General features: G+C 69.4%; 17 protein-coding genes. 12 read left to right on the top strand and 5 right to left on the bottom strand.

Annotated features, from left to right (window positions below; genetic code table 11):
* The 3 genes from A9976_RS21840 to A9976_RS21830 all read right to left on the bottom strand — a co-directional run bounded on the left by A9976_RS21840 (position 1) and on the right by A9976_RS21830 (position 4,030).
* The gene (locus A9976_RS21840; RefSeq protein ID WP_183020744.1) at positions 1-1,245 is read right to left on the bottom strand and encodes a toxic anion resistance protein; all 1,245 of its coding nucleotides are present in this window, start codon (positions 1,243-1,245) and stop codon (positions 1-3) included.
* A 22-nt stretch (positions 1,246-1,267) separates the two neighbouring features.
* Positions 1,268-2,380 (bottom strand): hypothetical protein, encoded by a 1,113-nt coding sequence (locus tag A9976_RS21835; RefSeq protein ID WP_183020743.1) that lies wholly within the window; start codon positions 2,378-2,380, stop codon positions 1,268-1,270.
* A gap of 153 nt (positions 2,381-2,533) precedes the next feature.
* Positions 2,534-4,030, bottom strand: coding sequence for a hypothetical protein (locus A9976_RS21830; protein WP_183020742.1), 1,497 nt, complete (start codon positions 4,028-4,030; stop codon positions 2,534-2,536).
* A 560-nt stretch (positions 4,031-4,590) separates the two neighbouring features.
* On the opposite strand from A9976_RS21830, the gene fabI reads away from it, so the two are divergent.
* From fabI to A9976_RS21785, 9 genes are all read left to right on the top strand, one after another.
* Positions 4,591-5,358 (top strand): enoyl-ACP reductase FabI, encoded by a 768-nt coding sequence (gene fabI / locus A9976_RS21825; protein WP_183020741.1) that lies wholly within the window; start codon positions 4,591-4,593, stop codon positions 5,356-5,358.
* A 33-nt stretch (positions 5,359-5,391) separates the two neighbouring features.
* Entirely contained in the window at positions 5,392-6,867 is a 1,476-nt protein-coding gene (locus A9976_RS21820) for an efflux transporter outer membrane subunit (RefSeq protein ID WP_183020740.1), read from the top strand.
* Between the two features lie 17 nt (positions 6,868-6,884).
* Positions 6,885-7,976, top strand: a complete 1,092-nt coding sequence (locus tag A9976_RS21815; protein WP_183020739.1) for an HlyD family secretion protein — start codon at positions 6,885-6,887, stop codon at positions 7,974-7,976.
* Complete coding sequence (gene rbbA / locus A9976_RS21810; RefSeq protein ID WP_183020738.1) at positions 7,973-10,729, top strand: ribosome-associated ATPase/putative transporter RbbA; 2,757 nt, start codon at positions 7,973-7,975, stop codon at positions 10,727-10,729. Before A9976_RS21815 ends, rbbA begins: the two co-directional genes overlap by 4 nt.
* Before the next feature lies 1 nt (position 10,730).
* Positions 10,731-11,861 (top strand): ABC transporter permease, encoded by a 1,131-nt coding sequence (locus tag A9976_RS21805; protein ID WP_012202690.1) that lies wholly within the window; start codon positions 10,731-10,733, stop codon positions 11,859-11,861.
* Between the two features lie 53 nt (positions 11,862-11,914).
* A complete protein-coding gene (locus A9976_RS21800) occupies positions 11,915-12,445 on the top strand; it encodes a hypothetical protein (RefSeq protein WP_183020737.1) in 531 nt (176 codons plus the stop codon).
* Positions 12,446-12,575: 130 nt separating this feature from the next.
* Complete coding sequence (locus A9976_RS21795; protein WP_183020736.1) at positions 12,576-14,885, top strand: DUF3141 domain-containing protein; 2,310 nt, start codon at positions 12,576-12,578, stop codon at positions 14,883-14,885.
* The gene (locus A9976_RS21790; protein WP_183020735.1) at positions 14,882-16,354 is read left to right on the top strand and encodes a bifunctional enoyl-CoA hydratase/phosphate acetyltransferase; all 1,473 of its coding nucleotides are present in this window, start codon (positions 14,882-14,884) and stop codon (positions 16,352-16,354) included. The genes A9976_RS21795 and A9976_RS21790 overlap by 4 nt, the downstream gene beginning before the upstream one ends.
* Positions 16,351-17,583, top strand: coding sequence for an acetate/propionate family kinase (locus A9976_RS21785; RefSeq protein ID WP_183020734.1), 1,233 nt, complete (start codon positions 16,351-16,353; stop codon positions 17,581-17,583). The genes A9976_RS21790 and A9976_RS21785 overlap by 4 nt, the downstream gene beginning before the upstream one ends.
* Here the strand turns inward: A9976_RS21785 and A9976_RS21780 are convergent.
* Together A9976_RS21780 and trpE are read right to left on the bottom strand one after the other, a co-directional pair.
* Positions 17,580-17,930, bottom strand: coding sequence for a chorismate mutase (locus A9976_RS21780; protein WP_183020733.1), 351 nt, complete (start codon positions 17,928-17,930; stop codon positions 17,580-17,582). The genes A9976_RS21785 and A9976_RS21780 overlap by 4 nt on opposite strands.
* Entirely contained in the window at positions 17,927-19,426 is a 1,500-nt protein-coding gene (gene trpE / locus A9976_RS21775) for an anthranilate synthase component I (RefSeq protein ID WP_183020732.1), read from the bottom strand. The genes A9976_RS21780 and trpE overlap by 4 nt, the downstream gene beginning before the upstream one ends.
* Before the next feature lie 357 nt (positions 19,427-19,783).
* Here trpE and A9976_RS21770 point away from each other — a divergent pair, with 357 nt between their 5' ends.
* The 3 genes from A9976_RS21770 to A9976_RS21760 are packed head-to-tail and all read left to right on the top strand — an operon-like array spanning position 19,784 to position 21,605.
* Positions 19,784-20,179 carry a hypothetical protein gene (locus A9976_RS21770; RefSeq protein WP_013804688.1) on the top strand — a complete coding sequence of 132 codons (396 nt, stop codon included), beginning with the start codon at positions 19,784-19,786 and terminating at the stop codon, positions 20,177-20,179.
* A complete protein-coding gene (locus tag A9976_RS21765) occupies positions 20,176-20,625 on the top strand; it encodes a hypothetical protein (protein ID WP_063327578.1) in 450 nt (149 codons plus the stop codon). The genes A9976_RS21770 and A9976_RS21765 overlap by 4 nt, the downstream gene beginning before the upstream one ends.
* Positions 20,625-21,605, top strand: coding sequence for a CBASS cGAMP-activated phospholipase (locus A9976_RS21760; protein WP_183020731.1), 981 nt, complete (start codon positions 20,625-20,627; stop codon positions 21,603-21,605). The genes A9976_RS21765 and A9976_RS21760 overlap by 1 nt, the downstream gene beginning before the upstream one ends.
* Positions 21,606-21,768: the final 163 nt, after the last annotated feature.

Here is a 21,768-nt window from a genome sequence, read left to right as displayed (position 1 = left end):
TCACAGCACCACCTCGCCGGCGGGCGACTGCAGCGCCTCGCGCACGTCCTCGCGGCGGCTCTTTTCCAGATAGGCGCGGGACTTGTCCACCTCCTGCGACAGCGTGTCCACCGTGGTCTGCATGGAGGCCAGGGCCTTGACCTTGAAGTCGGCCATGGCGTCCATGGTCTGGTAGATGTTGCCGAAGGCCTGCTGCAGCCTGGCGATGTCGATGGTGCTGCTGGCCGCCTGCTCGTGGATCCTGCCGCTTTGCTCGCGCAGCAGCTCGCTGGTGCCGGCGATCAGGTTGCCCGTGGTGGTGTTCAGCGCCGTGATCTGGTCCAGCACCAGCTTCTGGTTGGCCAGCGCCTGCGCCACGATGACGGCCGTGCGCAACGCCGAGACCGTGGTGGTGGTCGCGCGGTCCACGCCCTTGGCCAGTTCGAGGTTGTTCTTGCGCACCAGGTCCAGTGCCAGGTAGCCCTGCACGTTCACCGCCATCTGGGTGAGCAGGTCGGTGACCTTCTGACGCGCGTAGAACAGCATGTCCTCGCGCACCACGCGCGCCTTTTCGGGGTCGCTGGCGTCCAGCTGTGCGGCCTTGGCATCCAGCGCCGCGTCCAGCTTCTTGCCGATGTGGATGTATTTTTCCAGCCGCTCCATCAGGCCCCACAGGTTGGCCTTTTCCTGCTCGATGGCGGCATTGTCGCGCAGCAGCTCGTCCTTGCCGCGCTTGAGGCTGTCGATGATGGCGTTCAGGTGGCTCTGGCTGGACTGGAACTTGTCGAAGTAGTCCACCAGCCGGTTGCCCATGGGGATCAGGCCCAGCAGCTTGCGCGGCTTGAACAGGTCGTCCTGGCGCGAGGGATCCAGCGCCTCCACCTGGCGGCGCAGGTCGATCAGGCCCTGGCCGATCTGGCTGCCCTGGTCGAACAGGCCGTTGTTCAGCGTCTTGACGGGACGCTCCAGCATGCGGCTGGAGACGGCGGCAGCGGCCTGCACCTCCTTGTTGCCCATGCCGTGGATGCGCTCGACCGCGCCCTTGAAGGCGGGCGACTGGCTGTCGTTGGCGGTGATGTCGTCGATGAACTGCGCCACCTGTGCGTCCAACTGCTGAACTTCCTCGGCCTTGAGGCGGACCTTGCCGCTGGCCGACTCGATGGGCACGGGCAGGGCGGGCGCAGGCGGCTCCAGCACGAAATCCTGCGCCTGTGCAGGCACGGCCACGGCGGCGCTGGCAGTGGTGGTCTGGGGGATGTTGCTCATCGGTTGCTCCTGGAACTTTCGGTCATTTGAAGCGCTGCTCCATGTCCACGATCATTCGCTCCAGCCACTCCTGGCTGGGCGGATCGATCACATCCACCAGCTGCGCGGGCGCCTGCACGCCCTGCCCGGCCCAGCGCTCGGGGCCGTGCGTGTCGCCGCCGGTGCGAAAGCCGTATTCCTGCGCCAATGCGCGCAGTTGCGGATCGGATTCGAGCAGCTGGCCCACGCGATCGCCCGCAGGCGTGTAGGGCACGAGCACATGCTTGGAATACAGCGTGGGCTGCGGGTAGAGCATCACCATCTCGCCGCTTCTGCGCTGCGGGTGGCGCAGCAGGAACTCCACCAGCTGCGATTCATAGGCCACCAGCAGCGGCGCCTTGCCCATGCCCAGGGCCAGGTAGTCCTCGAAGGGGCCGGCCGACGAGCTTTCCTGGAAGCCCTGGCGCAAAAACAGCGGCGCCACCTGCGGCAGCACGCGCTCCAGGTCGGCCGGGCTTTGCACCACCTGCTGGCCGTTGAGCACATAGCTGGCCAGCGCCAGGTACATGGCCGCGCTGTTGGAGCTGCGCACATCGGTGCTGGCGGGCAGCACGGCCTTGCCGGTGGCAAAGGCGCCGGAGGCCTTCAGGTCACGCCAGCGCGTGCCCTTGCCGGCCATGGCCAGCAGGGCGGGAAGATCGGTCACGAAATAGAAGTCGCCCTGCTTTTGCGCAACGCCGTTGGCGATCAGTATCTCGGCAATGGGCCGCCAGCTGGCGAACACGATGGGCGTGTAGAACGGCGTGTAGACCGTGCCGGCCCTGGCCGCCGCCTTGAGCTGGGCCGCAGCCGGCGCGCCCGAGGGAAAGCCGAAGTCGTACTGATTGGGGTCGTAGCTGTTGGCAATGCTGCGCGAGCCGGCCTTTTGCACCGTCACCGTCACGCCGTGGCGCGCCAGCACGTCGCGCACGCGCTCGTCCTGGAAGAAGGCTTCCTTCTCGGAGCCGATCAGGCCGCGTGCCGTCACGGGCTGCTGCTGCGTCAGCTGCGCCTGGCGGTCCTGCACCAGGGCCGTGCGCGAATACCAGATACCTCCGCCCACGGCCGCCAGCAGCAGCGCCGCCAGCCCCGCCGCCAAAGCACGGCGCGCGTTCATTGAGAGGCTCCGCCCTGGATGAAGGCAAGATGAAATTCGGTCATGAACGCGCGGGCCGTTGTCATGTTTTGTTCAAAAAAACTTCTTATACGGAAGTTTTGTGACACAACGACGACACGCAGCCCGGCCCGCGCCGCGACTACCTCAGCGCGACTACCTCAGCGCGAGTTGCTCGGTGAAGCTGCGCCCACCGGGCGTTTCGCGGTGCTGCTGGCTGCGGTGCTCCACCAGCCGGTCCCAGGTCTGCATCTGGCGCTCTTGCGTCTTGCGCAGCGCGCCGGTGACCTGCTTGCCGGTTGTCTCGATCAGCGTGGTGATGGTGCGGCTGTCCTGCACCTTGGTCAGGTCATAGTTGCCTGACTGCAAATCCAGCATGCTGCGGTTGCGCGCCTTTTTGGATTCGGCGTTCAGGGACTCGGTCACCACCTGGGCGATCGACTCGCCCTCCGTGCCGCGGGACTGCCGGTTGGTCTTCTGGCCCACCTGGTACTCGGCGCGGCCGATTTCGGTCACGGCGCCGAATTCATTGGTGTTCTCGAAATCACCGCTGAAGCTGGCCTGGAAATCGGCCAGGCCGCTTTGCAGGGACTGCACGGAACGCTCCAGCCCGGAGAGCGCGGCGATGGCGCCCGGCGCGGCCGGCGCCTGCGCGTTGTGCAGCTGACTGAAGGCACTCTTGAACATGTCCACCAGCGCCGCATCCGCACGGCCGCGCTGCGCGGCGGCATCAAAGCGCTTCAGATGCTGGTCCAGCGCGGCCTGGCGCTGCGAAGCGCTGGCGCCCACGGGGGCACCGGACTCCAGGTTGACGGCCAGCTCGCCCGCCGCGCCCTTCATCGCCACCGAACGGCCATCGGCGCCCAGATGCAGGCTGAACGAGGACAGGGGCTGCGAAGGCTTGGGGTTCTTGATGTCCAGGTCCAGGCCGGACAGCACGCTGCGGTCGAAGTCCATCAGCTTGCCCAGCTGCAGCTGGGGCTTGCCCGGCTTTCCCAGGCCTTCCAGCGCTTCGTCCAGCCCGTCGGCCAGCTGGGCAATGGCCGCGCTCTCGGCCTTGCTCAAGCGGCCGGAACTCTTGACCTCGACCCGCAGCCCGCTGCTGCTGCCCGCTTCGCTGCCGTCGTTCGTGGCAATCCGCAGCTCCACGGTCTGGCCCGATTGCGTGCGGATCTTCAGGCTCACGGTGGCAGCGCCCACGGACACATCGCTCAGTGCGGACTTGTCCAGGGCCTGCGCATCCGCGCTGCCTGCGACGGAGTCGGCCTCCGTGGGCGCCTGGTACTCCGCAACCGCCTGTTGGTAGTCCGACGGCGTCGCCGCAAAGCGCGACAGCAGGGCGCCGCCCAGGCCGCGCCAGCGGTCGGCCAGGCTGGCCGATGGCCCCAGGCCCAGGTTGCGTGCCATCAGGGTGCTGATGTCGTCCCTGTCTTGCGAAGCCCAGGCCCGGGCCAGCCTGAACTGGCCCAGTTCCACGGGCTGCGGTTTGGCATAGATGACGCTGGACCCCGGGGACTGGCCCAGCGTGACCTGCGTGCCCGGGTCGGCGGGTACAGCAGTTGCCGCGGTCGCTGACGACCGCACGGACACCGTGGGCCGCATGCCCGCTGCGCTGGCGGCAAAGCTGGCGCCGGTGGATGAAATGCTGGTCATGGATTGATCGTCTTCCTTCGGTCTTGTCCTGACTGAATGTGGCGGCCCAGGCCTTTGCAGGCAGGGGATTTTCTCTGTTCATGGACCATCGGCAGATTTCCGGTCTTCTTTACCTCCTGTGCACCAATATGGTGTGAATACCCCGCATTCGCTGAAAGCCGGCCAATACAGGGAATTTTCGGAAGGAGGCGCAAAAGGTGCGATGGGCGAGCCGGGCAGAGCAACCGGCCGCAGGCCACATCCTCCCATTGACGTCGCTCTCTTTGACCTGAGTCAAGCCTATGGATTGAACTGCATCGATATAACGAAACGGCATCGCCAAAAACGGTCGCTGCAGTGCAACATAGATAGAATAAAAAAGAACAAGAGATGATATTTGCATGCAAACCTTTGCTTTTGCACGCATCAAAACAAGCTATCAAATTCTTTGGAATCACAGGAAATACAAACATTCGCCATGGCGCATATGTTTGCAATGGAGTGCCATGGCCCGTGGTTCCTGACGAAGCCGCCCCGGGTGGCCTGTTTCCCGGCAGACCTTCTGATCTGGAGCATTCGAGATGACGCTATTGGCTGGCAAAAAAGGCCTGATCGTCGGCATCGCCAACCGCGACAGCATTGCCTGGGCCTGTGCCCGGGCCATGCATGCGGCGGGCGCCGAGATCGGCGCGACCTGGCAGAACGACAAGGCCCGTGTGCATGTGGAGCCCTTGCTCGACGAGATCGGTGCCGGGCTGCGCATGCCGCTGGACGTGGGCGACGACGAACAGATGCGCGCACTGTTCGATGCCGCCGCCGTGCGCTGGGGCCGGCTGGACTTCGTGCTGCACGCCGTGGCCTATGCCCCGCGCGAGGACCTGCAGGGCCGCGTGGTGGACAGCTCCCGCGAGGGCTTTGCGCTGGCCATGGACATCTCCTGCCACTCTTTCATCCGCATGGCCCACCTGGCCGAGCCGCTGATGGCCGCCAGCGGCGGCAGCCTCATGACGCTGAGCTACCTGGGCGCCAGCGAGGTCATGCCGCACTACGGAATCATGGGCCCGGTCAAGGCCGCGCTGGAGTCCACCACGCGCTATCTGGCGGCCGAGCTGGGCCCCTCGCGCATCCGCGTCAATGCCGTCTCGCCCGGGCCCATCGCCACGCGCGCGGCCTCGGGCATTGCCGCGTTCGATGAACTCGTGGCCGACAGCGTGCGCCGCTCGCCCATTGCCGGCGAACTGCGGCCCGACGACGTGGGGCCGCTGTGCGCCTTCCTGGCCTCGGACGGGGCGCGCGCCATCACGGGCTGCACGCTGTATGTCGATGGCGGCCACCACATCCTCAACTAGCGGCTGCCGCACCGGCGCCCCGCAGCACTGCAGATGACCCTCCCATTCCCCCGAACCGCCACCGCCGCGCTGGCAGCCGCACTGGCCGCCGCCCTGGCGGGATGTGCCTCCCTGGCGCCGCCGCATGAGTCGCCGCCCCTGCCCACGCCCGAGGCCTGGCCTGCCCATCTGCAGGCGGGCGCCCAGGGTGTCGCCGCCGCCGGCCTGCCCTGGCGCGAGTACTTCACCGACCCCGTGCTGCGCCAGCTGATCGCCACCGCGCTGGAGCACAACCGCGACCTGCGCGTGGCCGCGCTGCGCGCCGAAGAGGCGCGCGCGGCCTTCCAGATCCAGCGCTCCGAGCTGTTCCCGGCCATTGGCGTGGGCGGCCAGGCCGCACGGGCACGCGTGCCTGGCGACCTCAACCTCTCGGGCCGCTCCGTGGTCAGCGGCGAGTACCGCGCCGAGGTCGGCTTCAGCAGCTGGGAGCTGGACCTGTGGGGCCGCGTGCGCAGCCTCAAGGACGCGGCCCTGCAGACCTGGCTGGCCAGCGATGCGGGACGCCACGCCGTGCAGACCGCGCTGATCGCCCAGGTGGCCGACGGCTACCTGGGCCTGCGCGAGCTGGACGAGCGCGTGGCCATTGCGCGCGAGACGCTGGCCACGCGCCAGGAATCCTTCCGCATCTTCACGCGCCGCGAGGCCGTGGGCGCCAGCTCGCGCCTGCAGCTGGCCCAGGTCCAGACCCTGCTGACCCAGGCGCAGGCCCTGCTGGCCCAGCTGGAGCTGGCACGCGCGCAGCAGCTGCATGCCCTGGCGCAACTGGTCGGCGCCCATCCGGGCCCGCTGCCCGCCGCCGCGCCCTTTGACGACGCCCTGGTGCTGGCCGAGCTGCGGCCGGGCCTGCCCTCGGAACTGCTCACGGCGCGGCCCGACATTGCCGCGGCCGAGCACCAGCTGCGCGCGGCCCGGGCGCAGATCGGCGCGGCGCGCGCCGCCTTCTTCCCGCGCATTGCGCTCACGGCCCGCTGGGGCACGGCCAGTGCCGAGCTGGACGGCCTGTTCGACGGCGGCAGCCGCGCCTGGGCCTTCGTGCCCACGGTGTCCCTGCCCATCTTCGACGGCGGCCGGCGCCGCGCCAACCTGGAGCTGGGAGAGATCCGCAGCGACATGGCCGTGGCCCAGTACGAGAAAGCCATCCAGACCGCCTTCCGCGAGGTGGCCGATGGCCTGGCCGCGCGCCGCTGGCTGTCCGAGCAGATCACCGTGCAGCGCACCGCCGTGCAGGCCCAGGCCGAGCGTGCGCGGCTGGCGCAGCTGCGCTACGACAACGGCTCGGCCGCCTACCTGGAGGTGCTGGACGCCCAGCGCGACCTGCTGGCCGCACGCCAGCAACTGGTGCAGGCGCGGCGCGCCCTGCTGTCCAGCCAGGTGGGCCTGTATGCCGCCCTGGGCGGCGGCAGCGGCACCGAACCTGCCGCGCTGCCCGCCACCCTGCCGGCAACGCCTGCCGATCCCCCGAATTCCTGAAGCCTCCGGACCCGCCCATGGACAAGAACACCTCTCTGAAGAACAAGATCGTGCCGATCGCCGCCGTGGCGGTCCTGGCCCTCGTGGCCTGGTGGGCCTGGAAGACCTTCACGCCCAAGGGCCCCGGCGAGGGCTTCGTCGGCAGCAACGGCCGTGTCGAGGCCACCGAGATCGACATCTCCACCAAGCTGCCCGGCCGCGTGGAGGAAATCCTGGTGCGCGAGGGCGACTTCGTGCAGGCTGGCCAGCCCGTGGCACGCATGCAGATCGACACCCTGCGCGCCCAGCGCCAGGAAGCCGACGCCATGCGCCAGCAGGCCGAGCACGGCGTGGCCGCGGCCGAGGCCCAGGTCACCCTGCGCCGCAGCGACCTGGCCGCCGCGCAGGCCCTGATCGTGCAGCGCGAGACCGAGGTGGACGCCGCGCAGCGCCGCTTCAAGCGCTCGGAAACGCTGGCGCGCGAGGGGGCCTCTTCGGTGCAGGAGCTCGATGACGACCGCGCCCGCGTGCGTGGCAGCGAGGCGGCGCTGGCCGCCACGCGCGCCCAGGCCGCCGCCGCCCAGGCCGCCGTGAAGGCGGCCGAGGCCCAGGTGGTCGGCGTGCGCTCCCAGGTGCAGGCCGCAACGGCCACGGTGGCGCGCGTGCAGGCCGACATCGACGACGGCGTGCTCAAGGCCCCGCGCGACGGCCGCGTGCAGCTGCGCGTGGCCCAGCCCGGCGAGGTGCTGGGCGCAGGCGGGCGCGTGCTCAACCTGCTGGACCTGTCCGATGTCTACATGACGTTCTTCGTGCCCGAGACCGCCGCCGGCCGCATTGCCCTGGGCAGCGAGGTGCGCCTGGTGCTGGACGCCGCGCCCGAGTACGTGATCCCGGCCCGCGTCTCCTTCGTCGCCAGCCAGGCCCAGTTCACGCCCAAGACCGTGGAGACCGCCAGCGAGCGCCAGAAGCTGATGTTCCGCGTGCGCGCCCAGATCCCGCCGGAGCTGCTGCGCCGCCATCTGGAACAGGTCAAGACCGGCGTGCCCGGCATGGCCTGGCTGCGCACCGATGCCAGCCATGAGTGGCCCGCCAACCTGGCCATCAAGCTGCCAGCCCAGCCCGCGCAATGAGCGAGAGCACGACACCCCATGCCAGCGGCTGGGTTGTGCGCCTGAAGGGCGTGCACCAGCGCTATGGCCAGGTCCAGGCCCTGGCGGGCATTGACCTGGACATTCCCGAAGGCCGCATGGTCGGCCTGATCGGGCCGGACGGGGTGGGCAAATCCAGCCTGATGGCCCTGATCTCCGGGGCACGCAAGATCCAGGAAGGCAGCGTCGAGGTGCTGGGCGGCGACATGGCCCAGCGCCGCCACCGCGAGGCCGTCTGCCCGCGCGTGGCCTACATGCCGCAGGGCCTGGGGCGCAACCTCTATCCCACGCTGTCGGTGGAGGAGAACCTGCAGTTCTTCGCGCGCCTGTTCGGCCATGACGCGGCCGAGCGGCGCCGCCGCATCGACGATCTCACCCAGGCCACGGGCCTGCGCAAATTCCTGGAGCGGCCGGCCGGCAAGCTGTCGGGCGGCATGAAGCAGAAGCTGGGCCTGTGCTGCGCGCTGATCCACGACCCCGACCTGCTGATCCTGGACGAGCCCACCACGGGCGTGGACCCGCTGGCGCGCGCCCAGTTCTGGGACCTGATCGCGCGCATCCGCCGCCAGCGCCCCGGCATGAGCGTGCTGGTGGCCACGGCCTACATGGACGAGGCCCAGCGCTTCGACTGGCTGGTGGCCATGGACGAGGGCCGCGTGCTGGCCACGGGCACGCCGGCCGAGCTGCTGCAGCGCACGGCCAGCCGCTCGCTGGAAGAGGCCTTCATCGCCCTGCTGCCCGAAGAGAAAAAGCGCGGCCATGCGCCCGTGACCATAGCGCCCCTGCCCGAGGGCGGCGAGGACGACATCGCCATCGAGGCCAGGGACCTGACCATGCGCTTTGGCGACTTTGTCGCCGTGGACCATGTGTCCTTCCGCATCCGCCGCGGCGAGATCTTCGGCTTCCTGGGCTCCAACGGCTGCGGCAAGAGCACCACCATGAAGATGCTGACCGGCCTGCTGCCGGCCAGCAAGGGCCAGGCCTGGCTGTTCGGCCAGCCCGTGGACCCGCGCGACATCGACACGCGCCGCCGCGTGGGCTACATGACCCAGGCGTTCTCGCTGTACGGCGAGCTGACCGTGCACCAGAATTTGGTGCTGCATGCGCGCCTGTTCGGCGTGCCCGAGGTGGACATTCCCGCGCGCGTGGCCGAGATGCTGCAGCGCTTCGACCTGCAGGCCGCGCAGCACAGCCTGCCGGCCGCCCTGCCGCTGGGCATGCGCCAGCGCCTGTCGCTGGCCGTGGCCATGGTGCACAAGCCCGAGCTGCTCATCCTGGACGAGCCCACCTCGGGCGTGGACCCCGTGGCGCGCGACGGCTTCTGGCGCCTGCTGGTGGAGCTGTCGCGGCGCGACCGCGTGACCATCTTCATCTCCACCCACTTCATGAACGAGGCCGAGCGCTGCGACCGCATGTCCATGATGCATGCGGGCAAGGTGCTGGACAGCGACACGCCCGCGCGCCTGGTGGCCAAGCGCGGCGCGGCCACGCTGGAGGAAGCCTTCATCGGCTACCTGGTCGAGGCCGGTGGCGGCGAGGCCCCGGCCGAGGAACAGCAGGCCGCACCGGCCACGCCCGCTGCCGTGGAAACGCACACCGCGCGCCGCCGCCATTTCAGCGCCCAGCGCATGCTCAGCTATGTCTGGCGCGAAGCGCTGGAGCTGCAGCGCGACCCGGTGCGCGCCACGCTGGCCCTGGTGGGCTCGCTGATCCTGATGTTCGTGATGGGCTACGGCATCAGCCTGGACGTGGAGGACCTGCGCTTTGCCGTGCTGGACCGCGACCAGACCACCATCAGCCGCAGCTATGCGATGAGCCTGTCGGGCTCGCGCTACTTCATCGAGCAGCCGCCACTGACCGACTACGACGCACTGGACCGCCGCATGCGCAGCGGCGAGCTGACCCTGGCCATCGAGATCCCGCCGGGCTTTGCGCGCGATGTGCTGCGCGGCGGCTCCGTGCAGGTGGGCGCCTGGTTCGACGGCGCCATGCCCACGCGCGCCGAGACCGTGCGCGGCTACCTGCAGGGCATCCACCAGCACTGGCTGACCGAGCAGGCCCGCGAGCGCCTGGGTGTGACGCCAGCCGGCCTCATCGACATCCAGACGCGCTTTCGCTACAACCCCGACGTGCGCAGCCTGCCGGCCATGGTGCCGGCCGTCATGCCCCTGCTGCTGCTGCTTTTGCCGGCCATGCTGACGGCGCTGGCCGTGGTGCGCGAGAAGGAAAGCGGCTCCATCACCAACCTCTACGTCACGCCGGTCACGCGCACCGAATTCCTGCTGGGCAAGCAACTGCCCTATGTGGTGCTGGCCATGCTGAACTTCCTGCTGATGTGCCTGATGGCCGTCACCCTGTTCGGCGTTCCCGTGACGGGCAGCTTTGCCACGCTGGCCCTGGCGGCGCTGATCTTCAGCGGCGCCTCCACGGGCTTCGGCCTGCTGGCCTCCACGCTGACGCGCAGCCAGATCGCCTCGATGTTCCTGGTGCTGATCGGCACGCTGATCCCCACCACGCAGTTCGCGGGCCTGGTCGATCCCGTGTCCTCGCTGGAGGGGGCGGGCCGCATCATCGGCGAGGTCTATCCGGCCAGCCACATGATCGCCATCAGCCGCGGCGTGTTCAGCAAGGCGCTGGGATTTCGGGAGCTGGCCGGCTCGTTCGGGCCGCTGCTGCTGTCCGTGCCGGTGATCCTGGGGCTGGCCATTGCACTGACCAGAAAGCAGGAGAGCTGACATGCGCACCCGCCTTTTCTCCAACATCTACCGGCTGGGCGTCAAGGAGCTGTGGAGCCTGTGGCGCGACCCCGTGCTGCTGGTGCTCATCGCCTATGTGTTCACGGTCTCCATCTACACGGCGGCCACGGCCATGCCCGAGAGCCTGCACAACGCGCCCATCGCCATCGTGGACGAGGACGGCTCGCCGCTGTCGCAGCGCATCGCGGGCGCCTTCTATCCGCCGCAGTTCGCGCCGCCGGCCATGATCGACCGCACGCAGATGGACCCGGGCATGGACTCGGGCACCTACACCTTCGTGCTCAACATCCCGCCCAACTTCCAGCGCGACGTGCTGGCGGGCCGCGCCCCCGAGCTGCAGCTGAACGTGGACGCCACGCGCATGAGCCAGGCCTTCACGGGCAACAGCTATGTGCAGCAGATCGTCACGGCCGAAGTCAGCGAGTTCGTGCGGCGCTTTCGGGGCGCCACCGCCCTGCCCGTGGACCTGGTGGTGCGCGCGCGCTTCAATCCCGCGCTGGACAAGGTCTGGTTCGGCGGGCTGATGCAGATCATCAACAACGTGACCATGCTGTCCATCATCCTCACGGGCGCGGCCCTGATCCGCGAGCGCGAGCACGGCACGGTGGAGCACCTGCTGGTCATGCCGGTGACACCGACCGAGATCATGCTGGCCAAGATATGGTCCATGGGACTGGTCGTGCTGGTCACCGCCTTTGCCTCGCTCAACCTCGTGGTGCGCGGCGCCCTGGGCGTTCCCATCGAAGGCTCGCTGCCGCTGTTCCTGGCGGGGGCCGCGCTGTGCCTGTTCGCCACAACGTCGCTGGGGATCTTCCTTGCCACGCTGGCGCGCAACATGCCACAGTTCGGCATGCTGCTGGTGCTCGTGCTGCTGCCGCTGCAGTTGCTGTCGGGCGCCATGACGCCGCGCGAAAGCATGCCCGAGCTGGTGCAGAACATCATGCTGGCCGCGCCGACCACCCACTTTGTCGAGCTGTCGCAGGCCATCCTCTACCGCGGGGCGGGGCTGGACGTGGTCTGGAAGCCCTTCCTCGCGCTGGCCGCGATCGGCTCGGTGCTGTTCGCCCTCACGCTGACGCGTTTTCGCAAGACCATCAGCCAGATGGCCTGATTTCGTTCCCGCCGCCAAGGCATCTTTCCATCTCGACCAGCAAGGAGTTTCATATGAGCGCACAGACCATTCCCCTCCATCTGCTCAAGGCCCAGCTTGAACTGCAGCTGCACCTGGGCCGGCTGCTGCAGGAAAGCGGCCAGCAGTGGCTGGAGCATGCCGCACGCAACGGCCCCGAGCGCATCGCCGAGACCGGCAGCGAGATCGAAGGCGTGCAGCAGACCAGCAGCTGGCAGGAGCTGGCTACCCTGCCCGCCCAGGCCTTCTGGCGCCACGCCCATCTGCGCATGGGCCATGCCCAGGCCCTGGCCCAGACCGCCATGGCCAGCCAGATGACCCTGGCCCAGGGCGTGCAGCAGGCCGTGCACGACTGGCAGCAACAGGTGGCAGCCACGCTGGGCAACGGCACCCAGGGCGTGGCCGACACCGCCGTGCCGTGGAGCGACCTGCTCGCCCGCTGGACCTCGGCCGTGCAGTCCGTGGCCCAGCCCGCCCATGCGGCGCAGCAGCCCGCCCATGCGGCGCAGCAGCCCATTGCGGCAGCGGCCGCCGAAACGGCCCGTGACACCACAGCCCAGGGCTGACGGACCCAAGGAAGCCGCCGCGCGGCCCCGCAGGTCCGGGGCCGCATGGCGGCCATCCGCGACCAGCCACACGCACACGCACACGCAATCTACGAGCAGGGCATGACATGCCGGTAAAGGAGTGGGCCAGATGAACGAGAACCTGCAGAGCCACGACACCGTGGATGTGGGAGGGATGTGGGGCGATCCGCTGAAGCTGTCGCAGGCAGCCGCGCAGTACGCCACCGATGCCTGGCAGCGCTCGCTGCTGTATGCCGACATCCGGCGCCAGCGCGGCAACCAGTACCGCGAGCACCTGGCCGAGGAAGTGCCCAACGTACTGAGCTTCCAGGCCGAGATCGTGATGTCGGGCCTGGACCTGCCGCGCCCCGTCAACTACGGCCTGGCACGCATCGCGCCCATGGAGGGCACGGTCATCGACCCGGCCAAGCGCCCCTTCATCGTCGTCGATCCGCGCGCGGGCCACGGCCCCGGCATCGGCGGCTTCAAGCCAGACAGCGAGATCGGTGCCGCGCTCAAGGCCGGCCATCCCTGCTACTTCGTGGGCTTCCTGCCCGACCCCGTGCCCGGCCAGTCCGTCGAGGACGTGATGCGCGCCGAGGCCCAATTCGTGCGCAAGGTCGCCGAGCTGCACCCCGAGAGCCGGGGCAAGCCCGCCGTCATCGGCAACTGCCAGGCCGGCTGGCAGATCCTCATGACGGCCGCCGTCTGGCCCGAGCTGTTCGGCCCCATCATCGTGGCCGGCGCTCCGCTGTCGTACTGGGCCGGCGACAACCCCATGCGCTACGGCGGCGGCCTCATGGGCGGCAGCTGGATGACGGCACTGACCAGCGACCTGGGCGCAGGCCGCTTCGACGGCGCATGGCTGGTGCAGAACTTCGAGAACCTCAACCCGGCCAACACGCTGTGGGAAAAGCAGTACCAGGTCTATGCCGACGTGGACACCGAGGGGCCGCGCTACCTGGGCTTCGAGAAGTACTGGGGCGGCTATGTCTTCCTGGAAGGCCGCGAGATGCAGTACATCGTGGACAACCTGTTCATCGGCAACCGGCTGGCCACGGCCGAGCTGACGACCTCGGACGGCGTGCGCATCGACCTGCGCAACATCCGCTCGCCCATCGTGGTGTTCTGCTCGCACGGCGACAACATCACGCCGCCGGGCCAGGCCCTGGGCTGGATCACCGACCTGTACCGCGACGACGAGGACATCGCCGCCCACGACCAGACCATCGTCTTCGCCACGCATGACAGCATCGGCCACCTGGGCATCTTCGTCTCGGGCGCCGTGGGCCGCAAGGAGCACCGCGAGTTCGCGGCGCACATCGACATCATCGACCTGCTGCCCGCCGGCATCTACCGCGCCGAGATCGCCGACCGCCCGGCCGGTGTGCCGCCGCAGGATCTGACCGACGCCGCCTACCTGATGAAGATCCGCCGCAGCGACCTGGCCGAGGTACGCGGCATCGTCCGGCCCGACCCCGAAAGCGAGCGCCACTTCGCCGCTGCCGCGCGCGTCTCCGAAATCAACCTGGCCCTGTACCGCAACACCGTGCAGCCCTGGGTGCAGGCTCTGTCCACGCCGCTGTCTGCGCGCTGGCTGCAGGCCATGCACCCGCTGCGCGTGGGCTATGAATGCTGGTCGGACTCGCACCCGCTGGCGCCCGTCGTGGTCCAGGCCGCCGAGCATGCGCGCGAGGACCGCCACCCCGTCGAGCCCGACAACCCCTTTCTGAAGGCGCAGCAGGCCATGTCGCAGGCCGTGGTGCATATGCTCGACACCTACCGCGACCAGCGCGACGCCATGCAGGCGCGGCTGTTCCACGCCATCTATGGATCACCGCTGGTCCAGGCCCTGGCCGGCCAGAGCCGGCAGGACGACGGCCCGCCGCGCCCGCACCCGGGCGAATCGCCCGAGCACTGCCTGTACATGCGCCAGGAACTGGCGCGGCTGCACGAAAGCGTGGGCCAGGGCGGGCTGTACGAGGCCGTCATCCGCGCCCTGTTCCACGTGCTGCGCGCCCGCGGCGAGGCCGATGAACGCCACTTCCGCCACGCCTGGCGGCTGCTGCAGGACCACCTGGGCGGCGTGCCGCCCGACATGGCCCGGTTCCGCCGCATCGTGCGCCGCCAGGCCCTGCTGATGCAGCGCGAGCCCGACGCCGCCATGGCCGGCATCACCCAGTTGCTGGCCGCCTCGCCGGCGGCCGATATCCGCTGGGGCATGACCACGGTGGACGAGCTGGCCAACCAGGGCGGCAACCTCAGCGATGCTGAGCACCAGCGCCTGCTGCAGGCCATGGCGCATTTCGTGCAGGCGCTGGAGGTGGCGCAGGCCAGGGAGGCTCCCAGCGAGGCGGCCCCGCCCGAAGCACCAGCCGCCAAGCCCACCCCGCGCGCACCGGCCAGTCGCGCGCACACCGGTACCCGAAAGAAGCGATGAACCTCTCCCCTGCCTCAGATGCGGCCCTGCCGCCCGAAGACCTGGCCCTGCTGCGCAACCACAGCTTCGACGAGCTGGACGTGGGCGACAGCGCCAGCCTGCAACGTACGCTGAGCACGCAGGACCTGCGCCTGTTCGCCGCCCTGTCGGGCGCGGCCGTGGCCGACGGCGCTGGTGCCGGTGCCGGTGCCGGTGCCGGTGCTGGCACGGTTGCCGGCGCCGACGATGACGACACGGCCCTGATCGCCCATGGCATGTGGGGCGGCATGCTGCTGGCCTCGGTTCTGGGCACGCGCCTGCCCGGCCCCGGCACCACCCTGGTCGGCCAGACGCTGCGCTTTCTGGCGCCGCTGGCCGCAGGCGACCGGCTGACCGTGCGCGTGCAGGTGCTGGCCAAGCAGGCCGAGCAGCGCCAGGTCACGCTGGCCGTGGCCTGCACCAACCAGCATGGCACCGCCGTGATCGAGGGCCAGGCCACCGTGCATGCACCTGCGCGCCACATCGAGCGCCAGCGCACCAGCCTGCCCGAGATCCGCCTGGAAGCCGGTGGACGCGACGGCCTGCAGCGCCTGCTGGCCCATGTGGCCGGCCTGCCGCCCATCCGCGTGGCCGTGGTCCATCCCTGCGACGAGCCCAGCCTCTCGGCCGCGCTGGACGCGCGCCGCGAAGGCCTGATCGACCCCGTTCTGGTGGCCCCGCGCGCGCGGCTGGAGGCCGTGGCGGCAGAGCATGGGCTGGACCTGGGCGGCCTGCGCATCGAGGACGTGCCGCACAGCCACGCCGCCGCCACGCGCGGCGCCGAGCTGGCCGCCTGCGGCGAGGTCGAGGCCATCATGAAAGGCAGCCTGCACACGGACGAGCTCATGGCCGAGGTGGTGGCCGCCGCCGCCGGCCTGCGCACCAAGCGCCGCGTCAGCCACTGCTTCGTGCTGCAGACGCCGCACTACCCGCGCCCCTTCATCGTCACCGACGCGGCCATCAACCTCGCGCCCGACCTGCAGCAAAAGGCCGACATCGTGCGCAATGCCATCACCCTGGCCCATGCCATCGGCGTGCCCGAGCCCAAGGTCGCCATCCTGGCCGCCGTGGAGACCGTGAGCCCGCACATGCCGGCCACGCTGGACGCCGCCGCGCTGTGCAAGATGGCCGACCGGGGCCAGATTTCGGGCGGCGTGCTCGATGGGCCATTGGCCTTCGACAACGCCGTGTCCATGGCCGCCGCGCGCACCAAGGGCATCGATTCGCCCGTGGCGGGCCAGGCCGACATCCTGGTCGTGCCAGACCTGGAAAGCGGCAACATGCTGGCCAAGCAGCTCATGTACATGGGCGAGGCGGCCAGCGCCGGCATCGTCATGGGCGCCAAGGTGCCCGTGATCCTGACCAGCCGCGCCGACAGCCGCGCCTCGCGCATCGCCTCCTGTGCCATCGCCCTGCTGCTGGCCCACCGCTACCGGAACTCCCCGCCATGATCTCCGCCCACACCGCATCCTCCCCCGCCCGCGAACTGGTCGTGGTGCTCAACTGCGGCTCGTCCAGCATCAAGTTCGCCGTCTTCGACGGCGCACAGCGCCCGCTGCCGCGCAAGCCGCTGTGGAACGGCAAGGTCCAGGGCATAGGCGGGCCCGCGCCCGACTTCGGCGAGAGCGGCGTGCCGCCCTTCGCCATTGCCCTTGACGCGGCCCACCCCTACCGCGCCGCGCTGCAGCTGATCCGCGAGCGCATCACCGCGCGCCTGGCGCAGCTGGACGGCGCCCGCGTGGCCGCCATCGCCCACCGCGTGGTGCACGGCGGCAGCCGCTACTTCGAGCCCGTGCGCGTCGATGCCGGCGTGCTGGCCGACCTCAAGGCCTTCATCCCGCTGGCGCCGCTGCACCAGCCCTTTGCGCTGGAGGCCATGGACATCCTGCTGCGCGAGCGGCCCGAACTGGTGCAGGTGGCCTGCTTCGACACCGCCTTCCACCACACGCTGCCCAAGGTCGAGCAACTGCTGCCCCTGCCGCACGCGGCCTGGGAGCGCGGGCTGCGGCGCTACGGCTTCCATGGCCTGTCCTACGAATACATGGCCACCGCCCTGCCCGAGCGGCATGGCGACCTGGCACGCGGGCGCACCCTTGTGGCCCACCTGGGCAGCGGCGCCAGCCTGTGCGCCATGCAGGGCCTGCAAAGCGTGGCGACGACCATGGGCTTCTCGGCGCTGGACGGCCTGATGATGGGCACGCGCACGGGCGCGCTGGACCCCGGCGCCGTGATCTACCTGATGGAAATCGAAAAGCTCAGCCTGCAGGAAGTGGGCCGCATCCTGTACCACGAGTCCGGCCTGCTGGGCGTCTCGGGCACCTCGTCCGAGCCGCGCGTGCTGCTGCCGCTGGAGTCGGGTGGCGATGCCCAGGCCGAACGTGCCCGCGATGCGCTGGCCCTGTACGTGCGGCGCATCGTGCGCGAGATCGGCGCCCTGGTCGCCGTGCTGGGCGGCCTGGATCTGCTGGTGTTCACCGCAGGCGTGGGCGAGCACAGCGCCGAGATACGGCGGCGCGTGTGCGAGGGCCTGGGTTTTCTGGGCCTGCGGCTGGACGCCGAGGCCAATGCGCGCGATGCGGCCGTGATCTCGGCCACCGGCAGCGCCGTCACCGTGGGCGTGGAGCCCACGAACGAGGAATGGGTGGCAGCGCGCCATGCGCTGCGCTGGCTGCCGGGCTAGGAACGATCGTCCTGCGCACCGCCTTCGCGCAGCCGCGCGAACTCGCGGTGCTCGTAGGCAATGCATTCCTCCATGAGGTGGCGGTACACCGCCTCCATCATGTCGGGCTGGCCGCCCTCGGCGGCCGTGCGCTCGCGCACGCGGCGCACGATGGCCTCGATCCGGCCCTCGTCGCGCACCTGGGCCGCATCGGCCTTGATGCGCGCGGCCTGCTGCATGTAGCCCATGCGCGTGACCAGCAGCGGCACCAGCACATCGTCCAGCGCATCCACATTGCGGCGCACATCCAGCATGTCGGTGCAGTGCTGCACCAGGTCGATGGCGCGTCGGGCGTGGTCCGTGCTCATTCCAGTCCTTCCTCCACCAGCTCGGCCGCGCGCATCAGTGCGCGGGCCTTGTGCTCGGTCTCTTTCCACTCCATCTCGGGCACGGAATCGGCCACCACGCCGGCCGCCGCCTGCACGTAGAGCGTACCGTCCTTGATCACGCCCGTGCGGATGGCAATGGCCAGGTCCATGTCGCCCGCAAAGCTGAGGTAGCCGCAGGCGCCGCCATAGATGCCGCGCTTGGTCGGCTCCAGCTGGTCGATGACCTCCATGGCATGCACCTTGGGCGCGCCCGTCAGCGTGCCGGCCGGGAAGGTGGCCTTGAACACGTCCATGTTGTCCATGCCGTCGCGCAGAATGCCCTCCACGTTGCTGACGATGTGCATCACGTGGCTGTAGCGCTCCACGGCAAAGGCCTCGGTCACCTTCACGCTGCCCGTCTTGGCGATGCGGCCGATGTCGTTGCGCGCCAGATCGATCAGCATCACGTGCTCGGCGCGTTCCTTGGGGTCGGCCACCAGCTCCTTCTCGGTGGCCTTGTCGGCCTCGGGCGTGGCGCCGCGCGGGCGCGTGCCGGCCAGCGGGCGGATGGTGACCTTCTGGCCCTCGTCCGTGCCCTCCTGGCGCACCAGGATCTCGGGGCTGGCGCCCACCACATGGAAATCGCCCAGGTGGTAGTAGTACATGTAGGGGCTGGGATTGAGCGATCGCAGCGCACGGTACAGGCTCAAGGGGCTGGCCGTGAAGCGCTTGTGGATGCGCTGGCCCACCTGCACCTGCATGAAGTCGCCCGCGGCGATCAGCTCCTTGGCCTTCTCCACGGCCGCCAGGTAGTCTTCCTTGGCAAAGCTGCGCTGGGCCGGATGGCTCTCACCGGCCTTGATCTGCGGCGCGCTGACCGAGTAGCGCAGCAGATCCTTCAACTGGCGCAGCCGCTTCTTGGCGCGCGTATAGGCCTCGCTCTCGCCGGGGTTCGCATAGACGATCAGGTACAGCTTGCCCGACAGGTTGTCGATCACCGCCACTTCCTCGCACTGCAGCAGCAGGATGTCGGGGCAGTTGAGCGTGTCGGGCGGGCAGGAATCTTCCAGCTTCTTCTCGATGTAGCGTACGGCGTCGTAGCCGAAGTAGCCGGCCAGCCCGCCGCAAAAGCGCGGCAGACCCGGGCGCAACGCCACTTTGAAGCGCTTTTGGTAGGCAGCGATGAAATCCAGCGGATTGCCCGTGGCAGTCTCCACCACCTGGCCGTCGGTCACCACCTCGGTGCACGCCGCCTCGCCAAAGCCGCTGGCGCGCAGCAGCGTGCGTGCAGGCAGGCCGATGAAGCTGTAGCGCCCGAAGCGCTCGCCGCCCACCACGGACTCCAGCAAAAAGCTGTGCTTGCCGTCACCGCCCGCATGGGCCAGCTTGAGGTAGAGGGACAGAGGGGTTTCGAGGTCCGCAAACGCCTCCACCATCAGGGGGATGCGGTTGTAGCCCTGCGCGGCAAGGCTCTTGAATTCGAGTTCGGTGATCACGGGGAAGACTCCGGATTGCGTGGCGCTGGCAGACCTGGTGTGGGGTGCGGGCTGCGCATGGATTGCGCCGATTCATTCGATTGGCCCGTAGGGCCTCGGGTGCACGCCGGGTCGCGCCCCGGGTGCTTCAGCTGTTCAGTTGGACAGGCTTGCGCCAGGGCCAGGCTCCCCGGTCTCCACAACCTGCAATGAACATGCGATGAATGAACATAGCGGGCAAGTGTAGCGCAGACGCGGCTGGGTACAAGTGCGGACCGGCGCCTTGCGGGGGCGCCGCAGGGGCCTGCCATGGCCACAATTGACACCCTGGTCAGCCTGACCAACAATGGCAGCACAACCTGACCAGAAAGGTCGACCATGCCGTCCCATTTCTCCGCCCGCACCGACGCTGCCTTGCCCGAGGGCGAACGCGACCCGCTGAACCGCGCCCTGCGGGACCTGAGCCACCAGGTCGGCTCGGCCATGCCGCGCAACACCACGCCCATGCCGATCTCGGTCTTCAAGGCGCAGTACGGCGCGGTGCTCAAACAGGCCGACCACGACGGGGTGGCCCTCATCTCCCAGGGCCGCAAGCGCTACGTGATCGTCAGCGAGGAGCACATGGTGGCCCTGTCCGCCAACGAGCGCGCCCCCCGCACGGTGGCCGACATCTGCCGGTCCCTGCCACTGCCGCGCCAGGCCGTGGATCTGTCCGCTGCGCAAATGTCCGGGGCGCGCGGCGATATCGACGTACCGGCCCGGCGCGCGCCATGAGCCGCTACCTGCTGGGCCCCCGCTGCCTGCTGTGGATGGCGAACCAGGAGCCCGCGACCCTGCAGTGGTTCTCCACCATCCGGCCGCTGGACTGCATCGTCAGCGACCTGTCCATGGCCATCGCCAAGGCGGCCGTGGCCGAGGCATTCCACGACCTGCGCGACCGCAACGAATGGTTCTCCCTGCTCGACGCGCTGTATGCCAACCTGCGCGCCGAAGGCGCCTCCATGCTGACCAGCGTGGACAACAAGGTGCTGGAGCGCTTCATCGAATGGCGCAACTTCGCGCCGCTGGACAGCCAGGGCCCGCAGGGCACGGCGCCGCTGGCGCAGGACCTGCGGCTGCTCATCGCCACGGCCGACCTGCTCAAGGTCTGCTACACCGAGCCCGCCAACCTCTACCTGGCGCAGGCTGCCGCCCGGGGCGTCACCGTGCACGCGCTGTGATGGACTTCGACGTACCGCCCCTGTCCAGCGCGGTGCGCCTGGGCCTGCGCCGGCGCCGGGTCGTCCTGAGCCTGTCGGGCGGCGGCTATCGCGGCCTCTTCAGCGCCCATGTCCTGGAGCGCATCCACCGCGAATTCGGCAACGGCGACCTGCTGGAGAAAGTGGACCTGTTCGCCGGCACCTCCATTGGCGCAATCATCGCCACCGCCCTGGCCAGCGGCTGCCAGCCCGCGCGCATCAAGCAGTTGCTGCTGGACCATGGCCCCGCCATCTTTCCCTCCAAATGGCTGCCCGGCCTGCGCCAGGCCGTGGGCAAGGCGCTCTATGACAGCGCCCCGCTGCGCGCAGCGATCAAGGAGGCCATGCCGCAAGCGGAGCAGTCCGCGCTGGGGCAACTGCAGGTGCCGCTGCTGCTGCCCGCCGTCAACTGGAATTCATCGCAGCTGCAGGTGCTGGCCAGCGGCCCGATGCCCGACAAGGACCGGCTGGGCCTGACGCTGATGGACGCCATGCTGGCCACATCGGCCGCACCCACCTACTTTCCCGCGCACGCCGCAGCGGGCCATGTCTTCGTGGACGGCGGACTCGCCGCCAATGCGCCCGACCTGCTGGCCCTGCAGGCCGCACGCCAGCTCTGGGGGCCGGCCGCCGACATCGTGATGATCAGCCTAGGCACCGCCAACCCCCAGCAGGGCCAGGACCCCGTGGCCATGCCCCGGCGCGGGCTGACCCTGGTCAAGCCCCTGCTGGACCTGGTCATGGCCGCCCAGGAAGTCCAGGCCGTGAAAGCGGCCCGCCAGGAACTGGGCACCAGCAACTACCTGCGCCTGAACTTCACGCAGCCCGCGGCCCAGCAAAAACGCCTGGGCCTGGATGTCGCCAACGCCGACAGCACCCGGCTGCTGCAGGCCCTGGGCGACGAATGCATCGCCGCCCTCACGGAGCAGGAAAAGACGCTGCTGAAGAACGTCCTGGGCTGAAACGCCCAAGGCTTCTCGCCCACCCGGCCGAGCGCAGCGAAGGCCCGGGCAAACTCCCCGTATGTCAGCGCCTGCCCCGCAGCGAAGCGAAGGGGTCGCGGACATCCGGGCGCTCTTCTTTGCTCACTTTCTTGTAGCGAGACAAGAAAGTGAGTCGGCCGCC

This window comes from Delftia sp. UME58, assembly GCF_014170385.1.
GTDB lineage: Bacteria > Pseudomonadota > Gammaproteobacteria > Burkholderiales > Burkholderiaceae_C > Comamonas > Comamonas acidovorans.
This window is presented reverse-complemented; position numbering and strand designations above follow the sequence as displayed.